Here is an 18,534-nt window from a genome sequence, read left to right on the forward strand (position 1 = left end):
TCAGGGCTCACTGCCGCGCGCCGCCGCGAACCGACGCAACGTAGCGTGCAGCGTACGCCGCGGCAATGGCTGCGGCAGGCGATGCCGCCAATTGGGATACACCGCCACGGTGCCGGGCAGGTTCACCTGCTCGCGCAGGTCCAGCGCATCTTCCACGGGAAGCAGCGCCAGCGGCGCAGGACCGGCGGCCACGAACGCAATGGCCGCATCGTGCAACGCTTCCGGGCACGTCGCATCGGCGCCCACCGCGGCGGCCAGCTGCGCCGCTTCCTGGCGACGTTGCTGCATGGCCAGCGCGACGGTCGCTGCGCTGTCGTTGCCCAACTGCGCGCGCACGGCGATGTCTTCGCCACGCTGCCACCCGGCCAGGGTGGGTAGATCGTGCGTGCCCGTGGTGGCCACCGCCATCTTCCGCCACAGGTTGGGCGGCAGGAATTCACCATCGCTGGCGCGCGAGAACGCCAGCACATCCATCCCGAGCACGCCGCGCTCGGCCAGCCGCTGACGGATGCCCTCGGGCACCACGCCGAGGTCTTCGCCGATGACGATGCAGCGGTGCCGCCACGATTCCAGCGCCAGCAGGTTCAGCAGGTCGTCCAGCGGATAGCGCAGATATGCACCCGCTTCCGACCCTGCGCCGTGCGGCACCACCCACAGCCGTTGCAGGCCGAGGATGTGATCGATGCGCACGCCACCGCGATCACGCATGACCGCGCGCAGCAGGGCGATGAATGGCGCAAACCCGGTGCGCCGCAGCCCCTCGCCGGAATAGCTGCTCACGCCCCATACCTGGCCGTGCGGCGCGAACGCATCCGGCGGCGCCCCCAGCACCAGCCCGCGCAGCGCGGTATCGCCAGCGGCAGCCGCCTCGGCGCCGTCCGGTACGAAGCCGACCGCCAGATCGGCGATCAGCCCCAGCGCCATGCCGCTTGCGCGGGCGCGCTGCTGCACCTGGGCCCAGCTTCGGGTCGACAACCACTGCGCGAATTCCTGCAGCGCCGGGTCCGGCTGGCCCAGCGCGGCGGCGTTGAACGCGGCAAACCGGGCGAGCGATGTTCCGCCCTCCTGTCGATGGCGATCCAGGTCCTCACGCACCTTCTCGGGCGCGGCGTCCAGCCACTGGTGCCAGTGCGCCAATCGCGCCCACTTGTACTCAGCCGCCCCCGCCCAGTCGATCAACCCGTCGGGCGTCGGCATCGGCGCCTGCAGTACGTCGTCGTCATCGGCGACCCAGGGAGGCGGCGCGGTGTAGACCGGTTCGAGAAAGCGGCGGTCGCTGGGCGAGTACGGGCTGTACAACGCTTCGATCCGGCCGGCCGCGTGCAGCGGGCTGAGCGTCAGCGCGTCACCGCCGGCCGCGCGGATCCGCCGGCACCACGCCGCCGCGCCCGCACTGTCGCCAATCCCGGCGTCACCGGGCGAGCGGCCCGCATACACCTGCAGCGTGCCGCCCCAACGGCGCGGGGCTTCCGTGCCGGTCGCATCGGCCACGCCGAAGCACTGGGCCGGCGCAACGGCGACGGCATGTTCGCCGCCACCAATGCGCAGCGTCCAGTAGCCGGGCCGCTGCGGGCAACGCCAGCCACCCGCCGCGTCCTGGCTGGCGGCCTCGGTATGTCCCTCCTCATCGCACCACTGCCCCTGCCCTGCACCGGCCGGACCGATCACGAGCATGGCGCCGACCTGTGCGGTATGCAGCTTCGGCTGCGCCCGCTCGGTCAGGCAGCGCTGCTGGCTGTCCAGCCGCTGTGCGGGGGTGGCGGCCGGCCATTCCAGCGCTTCGAGCACCGCCAGCAGCGTGGTCTGATCGACCCGACGTGCCGTGCCGTGCACGTCATGCCAGTCCACGATCAACCCGACCGTGGCGGCCAGGTCCGTCAGCGCTACCGATGGCGCGGTCATAGCGGCACCCAGCGCACCAGCATCGCGTCCGGTGCCAACGTGTCGTCGGCATCCACGTCGCCCAGCTGCAGCACGGTCTGCCCGGCCGGCAGGGTGGCGGCCACGGCGGTTCCGCCAAGATTGAAGGCCAGCCACCACTCGCCGCCGGGCAGTGCCCATCCCGCGGCGATGGCCTGATCGGCCAGTACCGTGGCCCCCAGGCTGCGTGCCTGCGCCGCGCCATCGGCCAGATACCGGCGCCGCAACGCCAGGGACGCCTTGAAGTCGGTCAGCCAGGGGTTGTGCGCAAGCGCGTCAAGCGACGGCATCGGACAGCGCGAGGCCAGGAAGGTCTCCAGCGCGTTCGGATCGGGAATGGTCTCGCGCGATGCGGGCTCGGCGAATGCCTTGAACTGGCTGAACTCGGTTCGCCGCCCGTCGCGCACAGCCTGATCCAGTGGCGGCTCGAAATCGGTGAAGAACAGGAACGGCTCGCGCGCGCCCCACGGCTCGCCCATGAAGAACAGCGGCACCATCGGGGTCAACGCGGTCAACGCGTGCGCGATCCGCAAGCGTGCCGGGGCCACCGAACCCTGCAGGCGGTCGCCGAAGGCGCGGTTGCCGATCTGGTCATGGTTCTGCGCGAACACCACGAAATGATCCGGTGACAACCCTGCGCTGGGTTCGCCGCGGCGGTTCCCGTGGCGGTTCACTTCGCCCTGCCAGGCAAACCCTTCGGACAGCACCCGGGCGAATCGCGCCCCCGGTGCGCTGGCATAGTCGGCGTAGTAGCTCTCGGTCTCGCCGGTCAACAGCACGTGCAACGCATTGTGGAAATCGTCGTTCCACTGCGCGGTATAGCCCTCGCCCAGCAGCGAGGCGGCATTGTTTTCGTTCTCCACCACCAGGTCCACCGCATGCGCCGGGCCATCGGCGTGGATGGCCTCGCGCAGCGTCACCAGGAACGTCTGCGGATGGATCGCGTGTACCGCATCCAGGCGAAGGCCGTCGAAGCGGTATTCGCGCAGCCACATCAGCGCGTTGTCGATGAAGTAGCGCTGCACCCACGGCTGGCGGAAATCGATGGCCGCGCCCCACGGCGTGCGCACATCCTCGCGGAAAAACTGCGGCGCGTAGCTGGCCAGCTGGTTGCCTTCCGGACCGAAGTGATTGAACACCACGTCCAGCAGCACCATCAGCCCCAATCCGTGGGCGGCATCGACCAGCGCCTTCAGCTCGTCGGGCGTGCCATACACCGAGGCCGGCGCGTATGGCAGCACGCCGTCATAACCCCAGTTGCGCGACCCGGGGAACGTGGCCAGCGGCATCAACTGCAGCGCGGTGATGCCCATCGCCGCCAACGCCGGCAGCTCCGCCTGCAGTGCCGAATAGCCGCCCACCGCGCCCACGTGCACTTCGTAAAGCACCGCTTCGGACCACGGCCGCCCTGCCCCGCCTGTGGTCTGCCAGACGTAGGCGTCCTCGTCGGGGATGGCGCTGGGACCGTTCAGGCCCTCCGGCTGCCAGCGCGAGGCTGGATCGGGCACGCTGAGCGCACCATCGATGCGGAAGCGATAGCGCGCACCGGGCGCGGCGTCGCAGACGACGGCATGGCACCCGTCTTCTTCCGAAACCATGGCCATTACCTCGCCCTCCAGCAGCAGTTCCACGCGGTGCGCTGCCGGCGCCCACAGCCGGAAGCAGTACCCACCTTCCGCCTGCCGCTGCGCGCCCAGTTGCCGCCGCGCAGGCGTCACTCCATCACCTGGAGGTAGACCGTGGACAAAGGCGGCAAGGTCAGCTCGATGGATTGCGCGTGGCCGTGCATGGCAATGGGCCGGGCGTCCACCTGTCCACGATTGCCCGCGTCGCTGCCACCGTAGAAGTGGCTGTCGCTGTTGAATACCTCACGCCAACGGCCGGCGCGCGGCACCCCCACGCGGTAGCCATGTCGCGCCACCGGGGTGAAATTGCTCACCGCCAGCAACGCACCGCCATGGCCTTGCACGTCGTGGCGGACGAAGGCCAGCACGCTGTTGACGTGGTCATCGCCCACGCTCCACTCGAAGCCGTCCTCGGTGCGGTTGCCATGCCGCAGTGCGGGAATATCACGCAGCAGCCGGTTGAGGTCGGCGATCAGGCGCGCCACCCCGGCGTGTTCGGGTTGCGAGGCCAGCGCCCAGTCCAGCTCGGCATCGTGGTTCCACTCGGTGGCCTGGGCGAATTCGCCGCCCATGAACAGCAGTTTGCTGCCCGGGTGGGCCCACATGAAGCCGTAATAGGCGCGCAGGTTGGCCAACTGCTGCCAGCGGTCGCCGGGCATCTTGCCCAGCAACGAGCCCTTGCCGTGCACCACTTCGTCATGCGACAGCGGCAGCACGAACTGCTCGGAGAAGGCGTACATCGCGCTGAAGGTCATCTCGCTATGGTGGTGCGAGCGGTGGATCGGGTCGCGCTGCAGATAGCTGAGCGTGTCGTGCATCCAGCCCATGTTCCACTTGTGCGAGAACCCCAGCCCGCCCTCGGCGGCCGGCGCGGTCACGCCCGGCCACGCGGTGGACTCCTCGGCGATCACCACCACGCCCGGATAAGTCGTGGCGATGGCGGTATTGAGCGCACGCAGGAAGTCGATCGCTTCCAGGTTCTCGCGGCCACCGTGCGCGTTTGGAATCCACTGCCCATCGGCGCGGCTGTAGTCGCGGTACAGCATCGAGGCCACCGCATCCACGCGCAGCCCATCGATATGGAAGCGGTCGATCCACTCCAGTGCACTGCCGATCAGGAACCCGGACACCTCGCTGCGCCCGTAGTTGTAGATCAGCGTGTCCCAGTCCGGATGCAGGCCCTCGCGCGGATCTTCGTGTTCGTACAGACCAGTGCCGTCGAAGCGCTGCATGCCGTGCGCATCGGACGGGAAATGCGCGCCCACCCAGTCCACGATCACGCCCAGGCCGTGCTGGTGGCAGCGGTCCACGAAACGCGCGAACCCTTCCGGGTCACCATGCCGCGCGGTAGGCGCATACAGCCCCAACGGTTGATAGCCCCAGGAGCCGCCAAACGGATGTTCGCTTACCGGCAGCAGCTCGACGTGGCTGAAGCCAAGTTGCTGGATATACGGAATGAGCGCATCGGCCAACTGGTCCCAATCCAGCACACTGCCGTCCGGGCCGCGGCGCCAGGAACCGGCGTGGAATTCATAGATGGAGATCGCACCGTCCGCGTTGGCCGCGCGCGCGTTCATCCAGTCCCCGTCCTGCCAGGCATGCCCCGCATCGGAGCCCACCACCGAGGCGGTGCCCGGCAGCGGCTCGCACTGCCGCGCCATCGGGTCGGCCTTGTCGGTGAGGTGCGAACCGTCGGCGGCGATGATTTCGAACTTGTAGCGTGCACCGGCGACCACGCGCGGCACGAAGATTTCCCAGACGCCGGCTTCATGGCGGAACCGCATCGGATGGCGTCGGCCGTCCCAGCTGTTGAACTCGCCCACCACCGCCACCCGACGCGCGTTCGGCGCCCACACCGTAAAGCGCACGCCGTGTACGCCCTGGTCGGTGACACGTTGCGCGCCCAGGCCGGAACGGATGCTGTGCGGGTCGCCAGCGGGGATGCCCGCCAGCAGTGCCGCATCCAGCTGCGGCCCAAAACCGAAGACATCTTCGATCTCCTGCGTGGATGTGCCCCAGTCCACCCGCAGCAAGGCCACTGCAGCGCTTTCGCATGCGGATTCGAACAGGCCTTCGCCCAGCGCCGCCATCGGCTGCCAGCGCCCGCTCGCGTCGCGCCGTTGCACGGCCAGCGCACCGGGGAACAGCACGCGCAGCCGCCAACGGCCCTGCGCGTCCTGGTGCGGGCCCAGCAGCGCGAACGGATCGCCCGGCTGTCCCGCCGCCAGCGCGGCCAGACCAGGCGACAAGGGCTCGTCAACCGACGAGGACGTCGGTACACCCTCCCAACCTTGCGGCATCGGGGCCTGCACCTCGCACGACACCGTCATGCGCGCGCCTCGGCGGTGCGCTGGTACAGGTCGATGTAATGCGTGCCGGCAATTTCCCAGCCGCTGGGGCGCAGCATCGCCGCGCGACGCATTGCGGCCATCAGGCGCGGCTGGCGGAAGGTGCGGAACGCACGCTGCACGCAGCGGCGCAACATGTCCGCCTCCGGCCCGTTGAACAGGAAGCCGGTCACGCCGTCATCCACCGTATCGATCAGCCCGCCGGTGGCGTGCGCGATGGGCAGGCAACCAAAGCGCTGTGCATACATCTGGCTCAACCCGCACGGCTCGAACCGTGAGGGCATCAGCAGGAAATCGGCGCCGGCAAACATGCGCCGGGCCAGGGTTTCATCGAAGCCAATGTAGGCCGACACGCTGCCCGGGAAGCGCCGCGCCAATGCGCGCACCTGCTCCTCGATCTCCGGCTCGCCGCCGCCGATGATCACCAGCTGGCCACCGGCCGCCACGATCTGCGGCGCCACATCGCAGGTCAGGTCCAGGCCCTTCTGGTGCACCAGCCGCGACACCACCGCAAACAACGGCCCGCGGCTTTCCGGCAACCCGAAGGCGCGGCGCACGTGGCGGGCGTTATGGTCGCGGCCTTCAAAGCTGCGCACGTCGAAGTGCGCCGGCAGGTGGCGGTCGGTGCTCGGGTCCCAGCTGGCGTCGATGCCGTTGACGATCCCGCTCAGGTGACCCAGCGCCGCGCGTCGCGACAGCAACCGGTCCAGCCCGCAGCCCTCGGCAGGTGCGGTGATCTGCGCCGCGTAACTGATGCTCACCGTGTTGACCTGGTCGGCATGTACGATGCCGCCGCGCAGGAACGACAACTGCCCATGGAATTCCAGCGCCTCGCGCTGCACCTCGTCGATGCCCAGATCGGCCGCCAGCGCGCTCGGGAACAAACCCTGGTAGGCCAGGTTGTGGATGGTCAGCAGGCACGACGCCGTGCTGCCCGACCAGCGTACGTACGCGGCTGCCAGCGCGCACGGCCAATCATTCAGATGCAGCAGGTCCGGCTGCCATTCCATGCCCACCTCGCCCGAGGCGATCATCGCCGCCGCACGTGACAACGTGGCAAAACGAATGGCGTTGTCCGCCCAGGGATGGCCGGCGTTGTCCACGTACGGCGATCCTTCCCGTTCGTACAGCTCCGGGCAGATCAGCACGTACACGGGCAAGCCATCTTCGAGCACCGTCTGGGCGATCACGCACGCCGGCAACGCCGCATGCGCTTCGGTCTGCCCCACCACCTCGATGGGCCCGGTGCGCGCAAGCACCTCGCTGTAGCCGGGAATCAGCACGCGCATGTCGGCGCGGTCGCGCAGGGCGCGTGGCAATGCTGCGGCCACATCGCCGAGTCCGCCGGCCTTCACGAAATCGGCCATCTCCGACACCACGAACAGCACGCGGCGCACCGTGTCTGTCGCAAGATTGGAGAAACCTGACAGGCCAACCGGCACCGCGGCTTGCCTATGTCGTCGCACGCGAATGAGATCACTCTGGGATACGGCTTCTGCGCTGGCAGCGGAAGACGCAAGGGGAAGAAGTCGCGTAGGCATGGGGGACTCGCTGGCAGAAAAACACGACGCAGCAGACTCCACCTCGAACCGGAATGGCCGGCGCAAGCAATCGTCAGGAGCGCACTACGAAGATGGGGGAACCCCAGCCATTACTTGGGGCGTGAATTGAATCTACACCCCTGCTGAATCAATACTCCGTGAACCTGGCACGACAGTTGCGTGAACCCCCATGCTCAAAAAGCATGTGCTTATCAAGCTACCTAGTTGCAGCTGACTCATGGGGACGAATGAATTATTCAGAATTCCTTCTTCAGCGTGCCCGCGGCGAACGCGGCAAGTCGTCACTTGCTATAGTCCAGTGCTGATTTCGACGCGCAGGACGCCCAGAGACCATGGGAAACAGCAAGGCCTCCGACGAGTAAGCCGCAACAACCTGTTGTTGTTGCGGCGCTCTGCCGGGCTACATCGATGTGATGTGAAAGGCATACGCCGACAGTGTTTTTCCCTGCGCGGACGTTTTCTCATGCCCATACGAAACCAAAACTGGCCCCACTCCCTCAAGGCAGCCCTGCTGCTGATGGTTCCGTTCGACCTCCTCGCCTCGCTGGCGATGGACATTTACCTGCCCGTCGTTCCGGCGATGCCCGGCATCCTTGGCACCACCCCTGCCGTCGTGCAACTCACGCTCAGCCTGTACATGGTCCTGCTCGGCGCAGGTCAACTGCTGTTTGGCCCGCTGGCAGACCGCATCGGTCGGCGCCCGATAGTGATTGCCGGCGGCACGATGTTCGTCATTGCCTCGTTCGGTCTTGCCGCGTCCAATGGCCCCGGCATGTTCCTCATGTTCCGTGTCTTCCAGGCACTGGGCGCGTCGGCGGCATTGGTTGCCACCTTCGCCACCGTGCGCGATGTCTACGCCGAGCGCCCGGAAGGAACGACGATCTACGCGCTGTTCAGCGCGATCCTGGCGTTCGTGCCTGCCCTTGGGCCCATCCTCGGCGCCCTGCTGGCTGCAGCATGGGGATGGCGCGCGATCTTCCTCGTGCTGGGTGTGGCAGCGGCCGCAGCGGTGCTCAACGCGACCGCAGGATGGAAGGAGACGCGGCTGCCTGGCACAGGTGCGCCCCTCTGCCACCTGCGCCGGCCGCTGCGCGCCCGGCGCTTCTGGACGTACACCCTTGGCTTCAGTGCGGCGATGGGCACATTCTTCGTGTTCTTTTCCACCGCACCGCGGGTACTCATTGACCTGGCCGGCTATTCACCGTTCGCCTTCAGCCTGGCGTTCTCAAGCGTGGCCCTGGTGATGATGCTGATGACACGATGCGTCGGGCGATGGCGGGCGCGCTGGAGTGACCCCGGTTGCCTGGCCAGGGGCATGACGCTGCTGCTCGCCGGCGCACTGCTGCTGGTGCTGGGGCAAGTGTTCGGCTCGCCCTCGTTCATCGCCTTCATCGCGCCGATGTGGGTGTCGGCAACGGGCATCGTGATGACCGTTGCGGTAACCGCCAACGGGGCATTGAAGGGATTCGATGACATGGCAGGCAGCGCGGTGGCGCTGTACTTCTGCGTGCAAAGCGTGGTGGTGGCCATCGCGGGCACAGCCGCGGTGCTGCTGGGCGGAGACTCCGCCTGGCCGCTGGTGGGCTACTCGACCGGGATGGCGGTGCTGGTATTGCTGGCGCTTGCCCGCACGCGCGACGAGGCGGGCGACGCACGCTGATCGCGGTGGGCTTGTGCAGACATGGACACGACCCTACATCGCCTCAGGCTGCTGTCCGGCGTTCGGCTGCATCGTCGCCAGGGCGCCCTGCAGATCGCGCATGCGGAACGGCTTCTGCAGACCGTAACGATGGCGGAACTTCTCTGCGATCGCGGCCTGCCCGTAGCCGGTGATGAAGATATACGGCACGCCCTGGGCATCCAGCGCCTCGGCCACCGGGTAGGACGCGCTGCCCGCCAGATTGACGTCCAGCACAGCCAGGTCCACACCCCCGGCCCTCACCACCTCGAGAGCGGCATCCACATTGGCCACCGACGCGGCCACTTCGTAGCCCAGCGCCTCCAGGCAGTCCTCGAGCACCATCGCCACCAGCGATTCGTCTTCGACGACAAGCACGCGCGCGGTCACAGGGTCACCTCCGCCACGGTAGCCGGCAGCGGCATCGACACGCGGAACGCCACGCCGGCCGGGTCGAAGGCCAGTTCGACGTCGCCATCCAGATCGCGCTTCAATCCACGCTCGAGCAGGCGGGAGCCGAAGCCCTTGCGCGCCGGCGGGGACACCGGCGGTCCGCCACTCTCCTGCCACACAAGTTCAAGCAGATCCCCGCCATCGGCATCCACGCTGCGTACCCAGGCGATGCGCACCTTCCCCTGCGGCGAGGAGAGCGCGCCATATTTGACCGCGTTGGTGCACAACTCGTGCAGCGCCATCGACAGCGCCAGTGCGCGGCGCGGGTCGACCCGGCATGACCGCCCTTCCAGCACGAAGCGGCCGCTCGCATCGGGCTCGCACAACGCTGAGACATCGCGCGCCAACTCCAGGATGTCGGCACTTTGCCAGTTCTCGCGTGTCAGGGTGTCATGCGCGGTGGACAGTGCCAGCAGGCGCGAATCGATCTTCTCGTGCGCGTCCTCCAGGCTGACGGCGTTGTTGAACGACTGGCGGGTCAGCGACTGCACCATCACCAGCGAATTCTTCACCCGGTGGTTGAGCTCGTTGATCAGCAGTTCCAGGTGCTGCTCATGTTCCTTGCGCTCGGTAACATCGCGGGTGCTGCCGGCAATGGCTTCCACCTTTCCATCCAGCCCGAATACGGGGGTGAAGATGTATTCGTAGATGCGCGTGCCCTTGGTCTGGTGCGGGAACGGCACTTCGCCCCGGATGGGCTGGCCAGTGGCGACCACCCGGTCTATTTCCTCGTCGTGCATCGCCGCGTGCCACGGCTCATACCCCAGCTCAAGGCAGGTTCTGCCCGTGGCATCTTCCCAACGCATGCCCCACATCGTCAGCAGGGCGTCGTTGGCGTAGATGAAACGGTGCTGGGTATCGAACACGTAAAGAAGGTCCGGGGTGGCCTGCAGCAGGGCCTCGTAGATGCGCCATCGGGCGGCGTCTTGTTCCTGTCGGGCTGGCACGTCGGTAGATCCTGGGGCAGAGGCAGACGATAGTTCGGGCAACGTGAACGCCGGATCATGAGTGGATGCCGCGCCGCCGCCCCGTCAACCCCGACGCGACGGCGCTAGAATCTGGCCCGTCACACCGGCACCGGAGGCCCCAATGCAACAGACCGTCATCCCCCAACTGCGCATGACCGATGCCACGGTCAGCGTGCCGTTCTACCAGCGCATGGGCTTTGCCATTGACTGGGAGCACCGTTTCGAACCGGGCATGCCACTGTTCGTGCAGATCAGCCGCGAGGGCCAACTGCTGTTTCTGACCGAACATGCCGGCGATTGCGAGCCCGGTGGCGCGGTCTACTTCCACGTGCCCGACGTGGACGCACTGCATCGCGCGTTCGTGGCCGCCGGCGCGGGGGTGTTCCGCGCGCCGGCGGATGTGCCGTGGGGCGGACGGGAAATGCTGGTGGTGGACCCGGACCATAACCGGCTGCGGTTTGCTACGCAGGGCAAGTAAGTCACCCGGCACGCCGCTGCACTAAGTGGGCAGCGGCGTCCATTCATGGGAAAAGTGCGCGAACTCAATCTGCAGTTCGCCATCGTGGTCCAGAATGATGTGGTGCCGGTAAACGCCGGGGCGGACAATCGAGAACTCGTGCAGAAGAAGATCGGCATGCCCATTGTCTTCCAGGGCGGGCTCGCACAGCTGGAAACTGGATACGCCACCATAGCGTAGCGTTGTCGTGCCCTCGAACATCTGATCAATAAGGCTCAGCGCGATCAGCGTCTCTCCATTGGAGAATCTGGCCTTGTACTGCTTGGACACAAGGAGAGACAGGATCCTTGCATCGTGTAGCGTCTTGTTTCCGCCAAGAGTGTAGCTATCGATGTCGCTGGCGAAAGCTCGCAGCGACGCGGGCATCCCACTCGCCACTGTATCGATGTAGTCAAAATACCTGGAAAAATTCCAGGCCTGCCCATCGTGGTAGATCCTGTCGAGCTTCCTCACGCGCACACACTCCTTGGGGTTTTTGCCGGGCCATGCGTATCAGGCACCGGTTTGGCCGCAGGACGTCAGATTGCGCCCCGGCCGGTCAACATTCTGACGCATCCCGTCAACATTCCGACAGTCATCGCGCGCCGATGAAACGCAGGTTGAATGTGTCATTGAATTATTCATTTGCCTGCGCCGAAGCATGAATCCAAATGGGCCTCCCGCACGTAGATAGCCAGACCCCACCCCACGACCGACGCGCAATGAGTCCCCCAGTCACCCAGGAAGATGAAAGAAAGGCCGTTCTTGGGTCCATGCAGATCGCCGATGTTGCCGCGCTCCCCTCGCTGGACCACATCACCCGTCTTGCCAGCTACGCCTTCGATGTCCCGGTTGCCTTTGTCTCGATCCTGGGCGATGTGGAACAGCGCTTTGTCTCCCGGATCGGGCTGCCGGTGGCGGCGACGTGCCTCCGCGCCTCCATCTGTGCCCACGCCATCACCGCCAACGGGGTGTTCGTGGTCACCGACCTGGCGGCCAACCCGCGCTTCCAGGACAACCCCCTGGTCGCCAGCGCTCCGCACCTGCGCTTCTATGCAGGTGCCCCGCTGGTCGCCAGGAACGGGGTGGCCATCGGCGCCCTCTGCATCATGGACAGCATGCCCCGCGAGTTCCTGGACAGCGACCGCGAGCAGCTGTCGAGCCTGGCTCAGCTGGTGATGGGGCAGCTGGAGCTGCGCAACCTGTCCGGCCGGCTCGATCCGGTCAGTGGCCTCCCCAGCCGCCACCAGCTCCACGCCGATTTCCCCGGCATTGTCGCCCGCAGCGCCACCGGCAGGCGCTACGCCGTGGCCATCGACGTGCTCGACATCCCCCGCGCCAGCCAAGTGGGCCAGGTACTTGGGCTGCAACCGCTGGAAGCGCTGATCCGGCGCGCCGGCGTTCGCCTGCGCACCGCATTGGGCGGCATCGCTACGGTCTACCACGTGGGGGTCACGCGCTTCGCCTTCCTGGTGGACATGCCCACCCCATGCCAGGTGGAAAGCCTGGTCATGGAATTGAAGGGCCGGATGCTGCGTCCGCTGATGGCCGCCGCCGTCCCCATGTCGCCGCGGTTCCACGCAGGGGTCTGCGCTGTCGAAGGCGACGAAGGCAGTCACGAACTGCTTCGTAGACTCCTGGTGGGCCTGCACGATGCGTTCGACGCGGGTCAAACGTTGTGCTGGTACTCGGCAGTGCGGGACCAAAGCGTGCACCGCGCGTACCGCCTGGCCTCGGATGCCGAGCACGGCATCGCCAACGGCGAGTTCCACTTGGCGTATCAGCCACGATTCGACGCCGCCACGCGAAACCCTGTCTCTGCCGAAGCGCTGATCCGATGGACCCACCCGGTCCTCGGTCCCATCAGCCCGCTCGAGTTCATCCCGGTCTTCGAACAGACCGCGCTGATGGCACTGGTCACCGACTGGGTGCTGGATGCGGCCCTGGACCAGCTGCTGGCGTGGCGGGCACAGGGCGTGGACGTTCCCCTGTCCATCAACCTGCCCAGCAGCTATCTCACCAGCACCACCGCCTGGGAGGTCATCAGCGCGAAGCTGTCGCGGCGCGCCATCCCGTTTTCGATGGTTGAATTCGAGATCACCGAGGGCGAGTGGCTCGGCCCTGACTCCACCGCCATCGCGCAGATCTGCGCCATGGCGCAGGCGGGCATCCGGATCGCCATCGATGACTTCGGCAGTGGCTACAGCAACTTCAGCTACCTGTCCGACCTGCCCATCCGCACCCTCAAACTGGACAAGTCGCTGATCGACGGCATCGGCACGGACCCACGCGCAAGAGCCAAGGTCTCGGCGATCCACCATCTGGCCCACGAGCTTGGCTACCTCACCGTGGCCGAGGGCGTGGAACACCAGGACCAGCTCGACGTGCTGGCCGATATCGGCCTGGATCAAGTCCAGGGTTACCTGCTGGCCACGCCTTCGCCCGCGTCAACGATTGCAGCGTTGTTCGCGCGTGTCGGTCAGTCGCTGCAAGTTACCTGGGATGAACTTCATCACCCTCGCGTCACAAATTGCATCGCCACCTAAATGCTTCGCCGCACCTCTTTGAAGCGAAGCGGTGCGCCGCCGATATCGGTTCTCCACCGCGCAACTTGAGCTCCGGCTCGTCGCCTCCCCTCTGCATCCCACCGGGCTATCCACACCATGCACTTTGTCAGGAATCTACGTGTCGGCCAGCGCATGAGCGTTGGCTTCTCCGCTCTCATAGGACTGATGGTCGTCCTGACTCTGGTGGGCATCCATCGGGTCCACCTCATCGAGAACGACCTGCACACGATCAATGACGTCAACGCGGTCAAGCAGCGCCTGGCCATCAACTTCAGGGGCAGTGTGCATGACCGCGCGATCGCGCTGCGCGACGTGGTCCTGTCCGATGACCCGCAGGCCCGGGCCGAGGCCACGCAACAGATCGAGAAACTCGCCGGCGACTACGCGGTGGCCGCCAAACCCCTGTCGGAGATGATCGCGGCGAGCACGGACAGCAAAGAGATCGGCATGTTGAAGGCCATCGGCGCCAATGAGGCCGCCACCCTCCCTTTGCTGGCCGAGGTCAGCAAGCAACGCGAGGCCGGCGATGTCCAGGCGGCAACAGCGCTGATGCTCACCCAGGCCAAGCCGGCCTTCGTGGCATGGCTGGCCTCGATCAACGCCTTCATCGACTGGCAGGAGGCCAAGAGCGCCGCCACCGCCGAGCAGCTGACGGCCACCGCGCGCGGCTTTGCCATGCTCATGATCGGCGCAACGCTGCTGGCACTGGCGCTGGGAACAGTCATCGCCATCGCGCTTACGCGCAGCGTCGTCGGCCCCCTGCGCACTGCCCTGCAGGCCGCCCGCGACGTCAGCCAGGGCAAGCTGGATACAGCTCTGGTGGCACATCGGGGCGACGAGGCTGGCCAGCTGCTGGAGGCCATGGAGCAGATGCGCCAACGCATCCGGCGCGTCATTGCCGAGCTAGGCGAGATGACGGCCCGGCACGAGCGTGGCCAGATCAGCTACCGCATGGATGCGGCCGCCTACCCGGGTGAATTCGGCATCATGGTGCGCGATACCAATGACATCGTGGCGGCGCATATCGCCATCAAAATGCAGTTGGTCCACCTGATCGGCCGCTACGCGGTGGGCGACCTGTCCGAGGACATGCAACGGCTGCCCGGCGAGAAGGCCATCATCACCGAGACCATGGACCGGGTGAAGGCCAACCTGTCCTCGATCAACCGTGACATCCGCGAGCTCACCCAGGCCGCCTCCGAGGGCAACTTCTCCGCGCGCGGCGAGCCGCAGGCGTATCAGTACGATTTCCGCGCCATGGTGGAAAACCTCAATGGCCTGATGGGCACCGCCGAGCAGAACCTCGCAGCACTGTCCACCTTCCTCAATGACGTTGCATCGGGCAACCTGGCCGCGCGCATGGAGGGCGACTTCCGCGGCGTCTTTGCCACCATGGGCGCCGATGCCAACAAGACTGCCACCAACCTGGCCGATATCGTCCGCCGCATCCACCTCTCGTCCGAGTCCATTACCGGCGCGGCCACGGAGTTGTCCAACGGCAACCAGGACCTCTCCAGGCGTACCGAACAGCAGGCTGCCAGCCTGGAGGAAACCGCCGCGTCGATGGAGGAGCTGACCTCCACGGTCCGGCAGAATGCCGCCTCGGCCGACCAGGCCAATCGCCTGGCCATCGACGCCGCCGCTGTCGCCGGGCGCGGTGGGGAGATCGTGGACGAGGTGGTCAGCACCATGGACGGCATCGAAACCGCCTCCCGCCGCATCGCCGACATCACCACCGTGATCGACGGCATTGCCTTCCAGACCAACATCCTCGCGCTGAATGCCGCGGTGGAAGCCGCACGCGCCGGTGACCAGGGCCGCGGTTTTGCCGTGGTCGCCGCCGAGGTGCGCAGCCTGGCGCAACGCGCGGCCAGCTCGGCCAGGGAGATCAAGGAACTCATCGACGACTCCGCCGCCAGGGTCGCCGAGGGATCCACGCAGGTCCGCGCCGCCGGCGCCACGATGCAGGAGGTGGTTTCGAGCGTGCAGCGGGTGACGGACATCATGCAGGAGATCGCTGCCGCCTCCCGCGAGCAATCCTCCAGCATCGAACAGGTCAACGCGGTGGTCGGTCGCATGGATGAGACCACACAACAGAACGCCGCCCTGGTTGAAGAGGCCGCCGCAGCCGCCGCCGAGCTCGACGTCCAGGCATCCGGGCTGCGGCACGCCGTCGCGGCCTTCACGATTGACCCGGTGGCGGTGCGCCGCGAGCGCCCCCTGCACGCGCGCGCCGTCGCTGCTCCCCGCCTTGCCACCCTGCCTTCGATGATGAACGGCTAAGCAGCAGTGTCGGGCCATTGCTTGAAACCGGTGCAATGGCCCGCATTGACTGAGAGCGCCCGCGGTTGGGCGCTCTCAGGAGAAATGCATGCCGCACCATGAAAAAATCGCCGTTGCTGGCGTCATCGAGCACGTCTTCGCGCATCGATTCACCCTGGTCAGCGACGATCAAACCTATCTCGCGGATCTGGGGCCGAAAGGCGCAGACGCGTTCCCGCTCAAGCAGGGCCTTGCCGTACGGCTTGAGGGCGAACAACGCCCGTCGGAAATCAAAGTCGCACGCATCGCCAGGAAGGGGGGCGCCTTCGTAGAGGTGGAACACAAAAAGCCGCATCACGGCCCCAAGCACCACCCCTCCGATGCACCGGCCGATCCGCGTGCGGTGCTGGCCGCTGTGAAGAAAGCCGGTTGGAAGGTCTCAGGCGAACCCGCCCGCAAGCCCAGGCACTTTGAACTCCTGGCCACACGCGATGCTGGTGGCTGGACCGAACTTCACGTGGATTTTGCGGGCGTCATCTACAAGCAGAAACCCGCCGATGACGAAAAGTGGGGCTTGCCTGCGTGAAAGACCGGTAGTACACAACAAAAGAGCCCCGGAATTCCCCGGGGCTCTTTTTGTTTGTCAGGCCGCCTGCGGGCTCCAGCGACGCAGCGCGGCCCCCCTGAGCGATTGCTCACCGCACCCGGTCGGACAGCGCAGCACGCGCGCCACCGAGGTACTGACAAAGCCCTGCCCCTCCTGCGCCTTGAAGATGACCTCGCACGACAGGCAGCGCGCCACCATGGAATACAGGTGCACGATGCGGCCACTGCAGGGGTCCTGCAACGCGCTCACCTCCAGCAGATCGAAGTGGCAGCTATCGGGCAGCGCGCGCCGGGGCAGCGGATGGGGAGAGGAGGTCTGCAGGTTCACGCGGGCGCGCCATCGAGGGAATGCAGGCGACTGTAGATAGCGCGGTGTGGAGCCCAGGTGCAGATGCGATGCCTGCCGCGCGAAGGGGCCGTTACGCATCGCATTCAACCCTGAATGATTCGGAATCGCGTCGCCTGACTTTCGTCATATTTCACTCCCGCGACACTTCCAGGAAAGCAGCATGCTCAGGCCCACCGACGGGCGGAACCGCGAGGCATTTGAGATGGACAAGAACCGTACTGAAGGTGTCAAGAACCAGGTCAAGGGCACCGTGAAGGAAGTGGCTGGCAAGGTCACCGGCGACAAGGCCCAGGAGCTTGAAGGCAAGGCCCAGAAAACCGTAGGCAAGGTGCAGAGCGAAGTGGGCAAGGCAAAAGACGACGCCCGCCGCTGAATTCGGCGCGCTGCTCCCGCACTTCGGTGAGGGAGCAGCAGCGTTGGAATTGCGTACGGATGGACGCCACGCACGACGCTCACTCCGCGAAGCTTGCCGTGTTCTTGCCATGTCGCTTGGCGACATAAAGCGCCCGATCGGCCATCGCCAGCCAATCCTCGGCAGCGCCGTCGCCCGGCGCTGCGGCAATGCCCATGCTCACGCTGATCTGGATCGAACGCGCTTCAGCGGGCAGGTTGCCCTGCAATCGTTCCTTGATCCGTTCAGCCACCTGCATGGCCTCGGCAGACGTGCACTCCATCAGCAACACCGCAAACTCATCCCCACCCAGCCGCGCCGGCGTATCGCCGGGCCGCATGAAGTCCCTCAACGTCGCCGCAATGTGGCGCAGCACCTCGTCACCCGCCCGGTGACCGTGCCCGTCGTTGATCCGCTTGAAGTCGTCCACATCCAGCATCAACAAGCAGGCAACGCCGCCATGACGGTGCGACCTCTCCAGCGTCTGCTGGGCACGTTGGATCAGAAAGCCCCGGTTGGCCAGGTCCACCAGCGGGTCCATCCGGCTCAGGCGCTGCAACTGACGGTTCTGTGATTTCACCCGGCGCGCCAGCTGCCAGCTGAGCAGACTCAGTCCGATGCCATACACGAACAGGAAGGGCAGGCTGAGGGCAATCGTGCGCTGTGAGGTCATCGGCTGAACGGGCAACCCAAGGGCCAGCCAGGCCACGCCGAATCCCACCACCAGGGCCAGGGTCGCCCGCGCCGCCAGCTTCACCCCACCTGCGGCGATCTTGTCGGCCACCAGCAGCGCTGCGAACAACGCACTGGGCACGATGCTGAGCGCCATGAAGGCAATCCATGCACCGCCCAGCAACGAGTCGATGACCATGCAGCGGAACTGCGCCGCTGCCGGTTTCTGGGCGCGGTGAATCAAGGCCAGCGCAATGGCCGGCCATAGCAACGCGTTGACCAGCAGCAGCACCCACGCCACCACACCGTCGTTGCGCTCGAGGATGATCGAGGCAATCGGCAGGGCGGCAAGGCCGTTGCCGACAAACCGCATCCAGCCAATGCGGCGGGCCGCGCCGATTCCTTCCACCGCCAATTCCGCAGAATCCGTCAAGAACGGCACACTTCCCCCTCGACTTCCGCCAAAGCCCGATCCGCACACCGGAATCAGGAGCAGTCTGGCACTGTGGCGTAAACAACGGGTCAATATGGGCACGGGACGGTGCGACATCGGGTCGCAGGCTGCGCGCGGGCCTTCCACACGGCCACGGCCGCTGCCTCCCTTAGAATCAACCCCGTGCGCTCTCCTGCCCTCCAC

The 18,534-nt window shown here is 66.4% G+C and carries 15 protein-coding genes; 6 read left to right on the forward strand and 9 right to left on the reverse strand.

Annotation, left to right across the window (positions count from 1 at the left end):
- From malQ to glgA, 4 genes are read right to left on the reverse strand one after another with little or no spacing between them, the layout of a single operon-like run.
- On the reverse strand, nucleotides 1-1,902 hold the full coding sequence (malQ, locus tag NR101_RS01615; protein WP_256774419.1) for a 4-alpha-glucanotransferase: 1,902 nt from the start codon (nucleotides 1,900-1,902) through the stop codon (nucleotides 1-3).
- Entirely contained in the window at nucleotides 1,899-3,638 is a 1,740-nt protein-coding gene (treZ, locus tag NR101_RS01620) for a malto-oligosyltrehalose trehalohydrolase (RefSeq protein ID WP_256774420.1), read from the reverse strand. Before treZ ends, malQ begins: the two co-directional genes overlap by 4 nt.
- Nucleotides 3,635-5,875, reverse strand: coding sequence for a 1,4-alpha-glucan branching protein GlgB (gene glgB / locus NR101_RS01625; RefSeq protein ID WP_256774421.1), 2,241 nt, complete (start codon nucleotides 5,873-5,875; stop codon nucleotides 3,635-3,637). The genes treZ and glgB overlap by 4 nt, the downstream gene beginning before the upstream one ends.
- On the reverse strand, nucleotides 5,872-7,335 hold the full coding sequence (glgA, locus tag NR101_RS01630; protein ID WP_256774422.1) for a glycogen synthase GlgA: 1,464 nt from the start codon (nucleotides 7,333-7,335) through the stop codon (nucleotides 5,872-5,874). The genes glgB and glgA overlap by 4 nt, the downstream gene beginning before the upstream one ends.
- A gap of 583 nt (nucleotides 7,336-7,918) precedes the next feature.
- Between glgA and cml the strand changes: the two genes are divergently transcribed.
- Nucleotides 7,919-9,115, forward strand: a complete 1,197-nt coding sequence (gene cml / locus NR101_RS01635) for a CmlA/FloR family chloramphenicol efflux MFS transporter (protein ID WP_256774423.1) — start codon at nucleotides 7,919-7,921, stop codon at nucleotides 9,113-9,115.
- A gap of 33 nt (nucleotides 9,116-9,148) precedes the next feature.
- Here the strand turns inward: cml and NR101_RS01640 are convergent, their stop codons facing one another.
- Both NR101_RS01640 and NR101_RS01645 read right to left on the reverse strand, forming a co-directional pair.
- Nucleotides 9,149-9,523, reverse strand: a complete 375-nt coding sequence (locus tag NR101_RS01640; RefSeq protein WP_256774424.1) for a response regulator — start codon at nucleotides 9,521-9,523, stop codon at nucleotides 9,149-9,151.
- A complete protein-coding gene (locus NR101_RS01645) occupies nucleotides 9,520-10,533 on the reverse strand; it encodes an HWE histidine kinase domain-containing protein (protein ID WP_256774425.1) in 1,014 nt (337 codons plus the stop codon). The genes NR101_RS01640 and NR101_RS01645 overlap by 4 nt, the downstream gene beginning before the upstream one ends.
- Nucleotides 10,534-10,675: 142 nt before the next feature.
- Between NR101_RS01645 and NR101_RS01650 the strand changes: the two genes are divergently transcribed.
- Nucleotides 10,676-11,032, forward strand: a complete 357-nt coding sequence (locus NR101_RS01650) for a VOC family protein (RefSeq protein WP_256774426.1) — start codon at nucleotides 10,676-10,678, stop codon at nucleotides 11,030-11,032.
- Between the two features lie 21 nt (nucleotides 11,033-11,053).
- Here the strand turns inward: NR101_RS01650 and NR101_RS01655 are convergent, their stop codons facing one another.
- On the reverse strand, nucleotides 11,054-11,524 hold the full coding sequence (locus tag NR101_RS01655; RefSeq protein ID WP_256774427.1) for a hypothetical protein: 471 nt from the start codon (nucleotides 11,522-11,524) through the stop codon (nucleotides 11,054-11,056).
- Nucleotides 11,525-11,823: 299 nt separating this feature from the next.
- Here NR101_RS01655 and NR101_RS01660 point away from each other — a divergent pair, with 299 nt between their 5' ends.
- The 3 genes from NR101_RS01660 (at nucleotide 11,824) to NR101_RS01670 (ending at nucleotide 16,465) form a co-directional block, all read left to right on the forward strand.
- Complete coding sequence (locus tag NR101_RS01660) at nucleotides 11,824-13,596, forward strand: sensor domain-containing phosphodiesterase (protein WP_256777688.1); 1,773 nt, start codon at nucleotides 11,824-11,826, stop codon at nucleotides 13,594-13,596.
- A 117-nt stretch (nucleotides 13,597-13,713) separates the two neighbouring features.
- A complete protein-coding gene (locus NR101_RS01665; RefSeq protein WP_256774429.1) occupies nucleotides 13,714-15,900 on the forward strand; it encodes a methyl-accepting chemotaxis protein in 2,187 nt (728 codons plus the stop codon).
- An 88-nt stretch (nucleotides 15,901-15,988) separates the two neighbouring features.
- On the forward strand, nucleotides 15,989-16,465 hold the full coding sequence (locus NR101_RS01670) for a hypothetical protein (RefSeq protein ID WP_256774430.1): 477 nt from the start codon (nucleotides 15,989-15,991) through the stop codon (nucleotides 16,463-16,465).
- Between the two features lie 57 nt (nucleotides 16,466-16,522).
- Here NR101_RS01670 and NR101_RS01675 read toward each other — a convergent pair whose 3' ends face one another.
- Nucleotides 16,523-16,813, reverse strand: a complete 291-nt coding sequence (locus tag NR101_RS01675) for a hypothetical protein (RefSeq protein WP_256774431.1) — start codon at nucleotides 16,811-16,813, stop codon at nucleotides 16,523-16,525.
- Between the two features lie 223 nt (nucleotides 16,814-17,036).
- Between NR101_RS01675 and NR101_RS01680 the strand changes: the two genes are divergently transcribed.
- The gene (locus tag NR101_RS01680) at nucleotides 17,037-17,207 is read left to right on the forward strand and encodes a CsbD family protein (RefSeq protein ID WP_256774579.1); all 171 of its coding nucleotides are present in this window, start codon (nucleotides 17,037-17,039) and stop codon (nucleotides 17,205-17,207) included.
- 79 nt (nucleotides 17,208-17,286) lie between these two features.
- On the opposite strand, the gene NR101_RS01685 is transcribed toward NR101_RS01680, so the two are convergent.
- Nucleotides 17,287-18,339: a diguanylate cyclase gene (locus NR101_RS01685; protein ID WP_345779472.1), complete on the reverse strand. Its 1,053-nt coding sequence runs from the start codon at nucleotides 18,337-18,339 to the stop codon at nucleotides 17,287-17,289.
- Nucleotides 18,340-18,534: the final 195 nt, after the last annotated feature.

It is taken from the genome of Stenotrophomonas sp. Ste86, from assembly GCF_024519465.1.
GTDB lineage: Bacteria > Pseudomonadota > Gammaproteobacteria > Xanthomonadales > Xanthomonadaceae > Stenotrophomonas.

Bases quoted from the DNA above. Each gene is read 5' to 3' on its own strand.
- NR101_RS01660 (WP_256777688.1), top strand. From the start codon at position 11,824: ATGCAGATCGCCGATGTTGCCGCGCTCCCCTCGCTGGACCACATCACC.
- cml (WP_256774423.1), top strand. From the start codon at position 7,919: ATGCCCATACGAAACCAAAACTGGCCCCACTCCCTCAAGGCAGCCCTG.
- glgB (WP_256774421.1), bottom strand. From the start codon at position 5,875: ATGACGGTGTCGTGCGAGGTGCAGGCCCCGATGCCGCAAGGTTGGGAG.
- NR101_RS01665 (WP_256774429.1), top strand. From the start codon at position 13,714: ATGCACTTTGTCAGGAATCTACGTGTCGGCCAGCGCATGAGCGTTGGC.
- malQ (WP_256774419.1), bottom strand. From the start codon at position 1,902: ATGACCGCGCCATCGGTAGCGCTGACGGACCTGGCCGCCACGGTCGGG.
- NR101_RS01670 (WP_256774430.1), top strand. From the start codon at position 15,989: ATGCCGCACCATGAAAAAATCGCCGTTGCTGGCGTCATCGAGCACGTC.
- NR101_RS01680 (WP_256774579.1), top strand. From the start codon at position 17,037: ATGGACAAGAACCGTACTGAAGGTGTCAAGAACCAGGTCAAGGGCACC.
- NR101_RS01650 (WP_256774426.1), top strand. From the start codon at position 10,676: ATGCAACAGACCGTCATCCCCCAACTGCGCATGACCGATGCCACGGTC.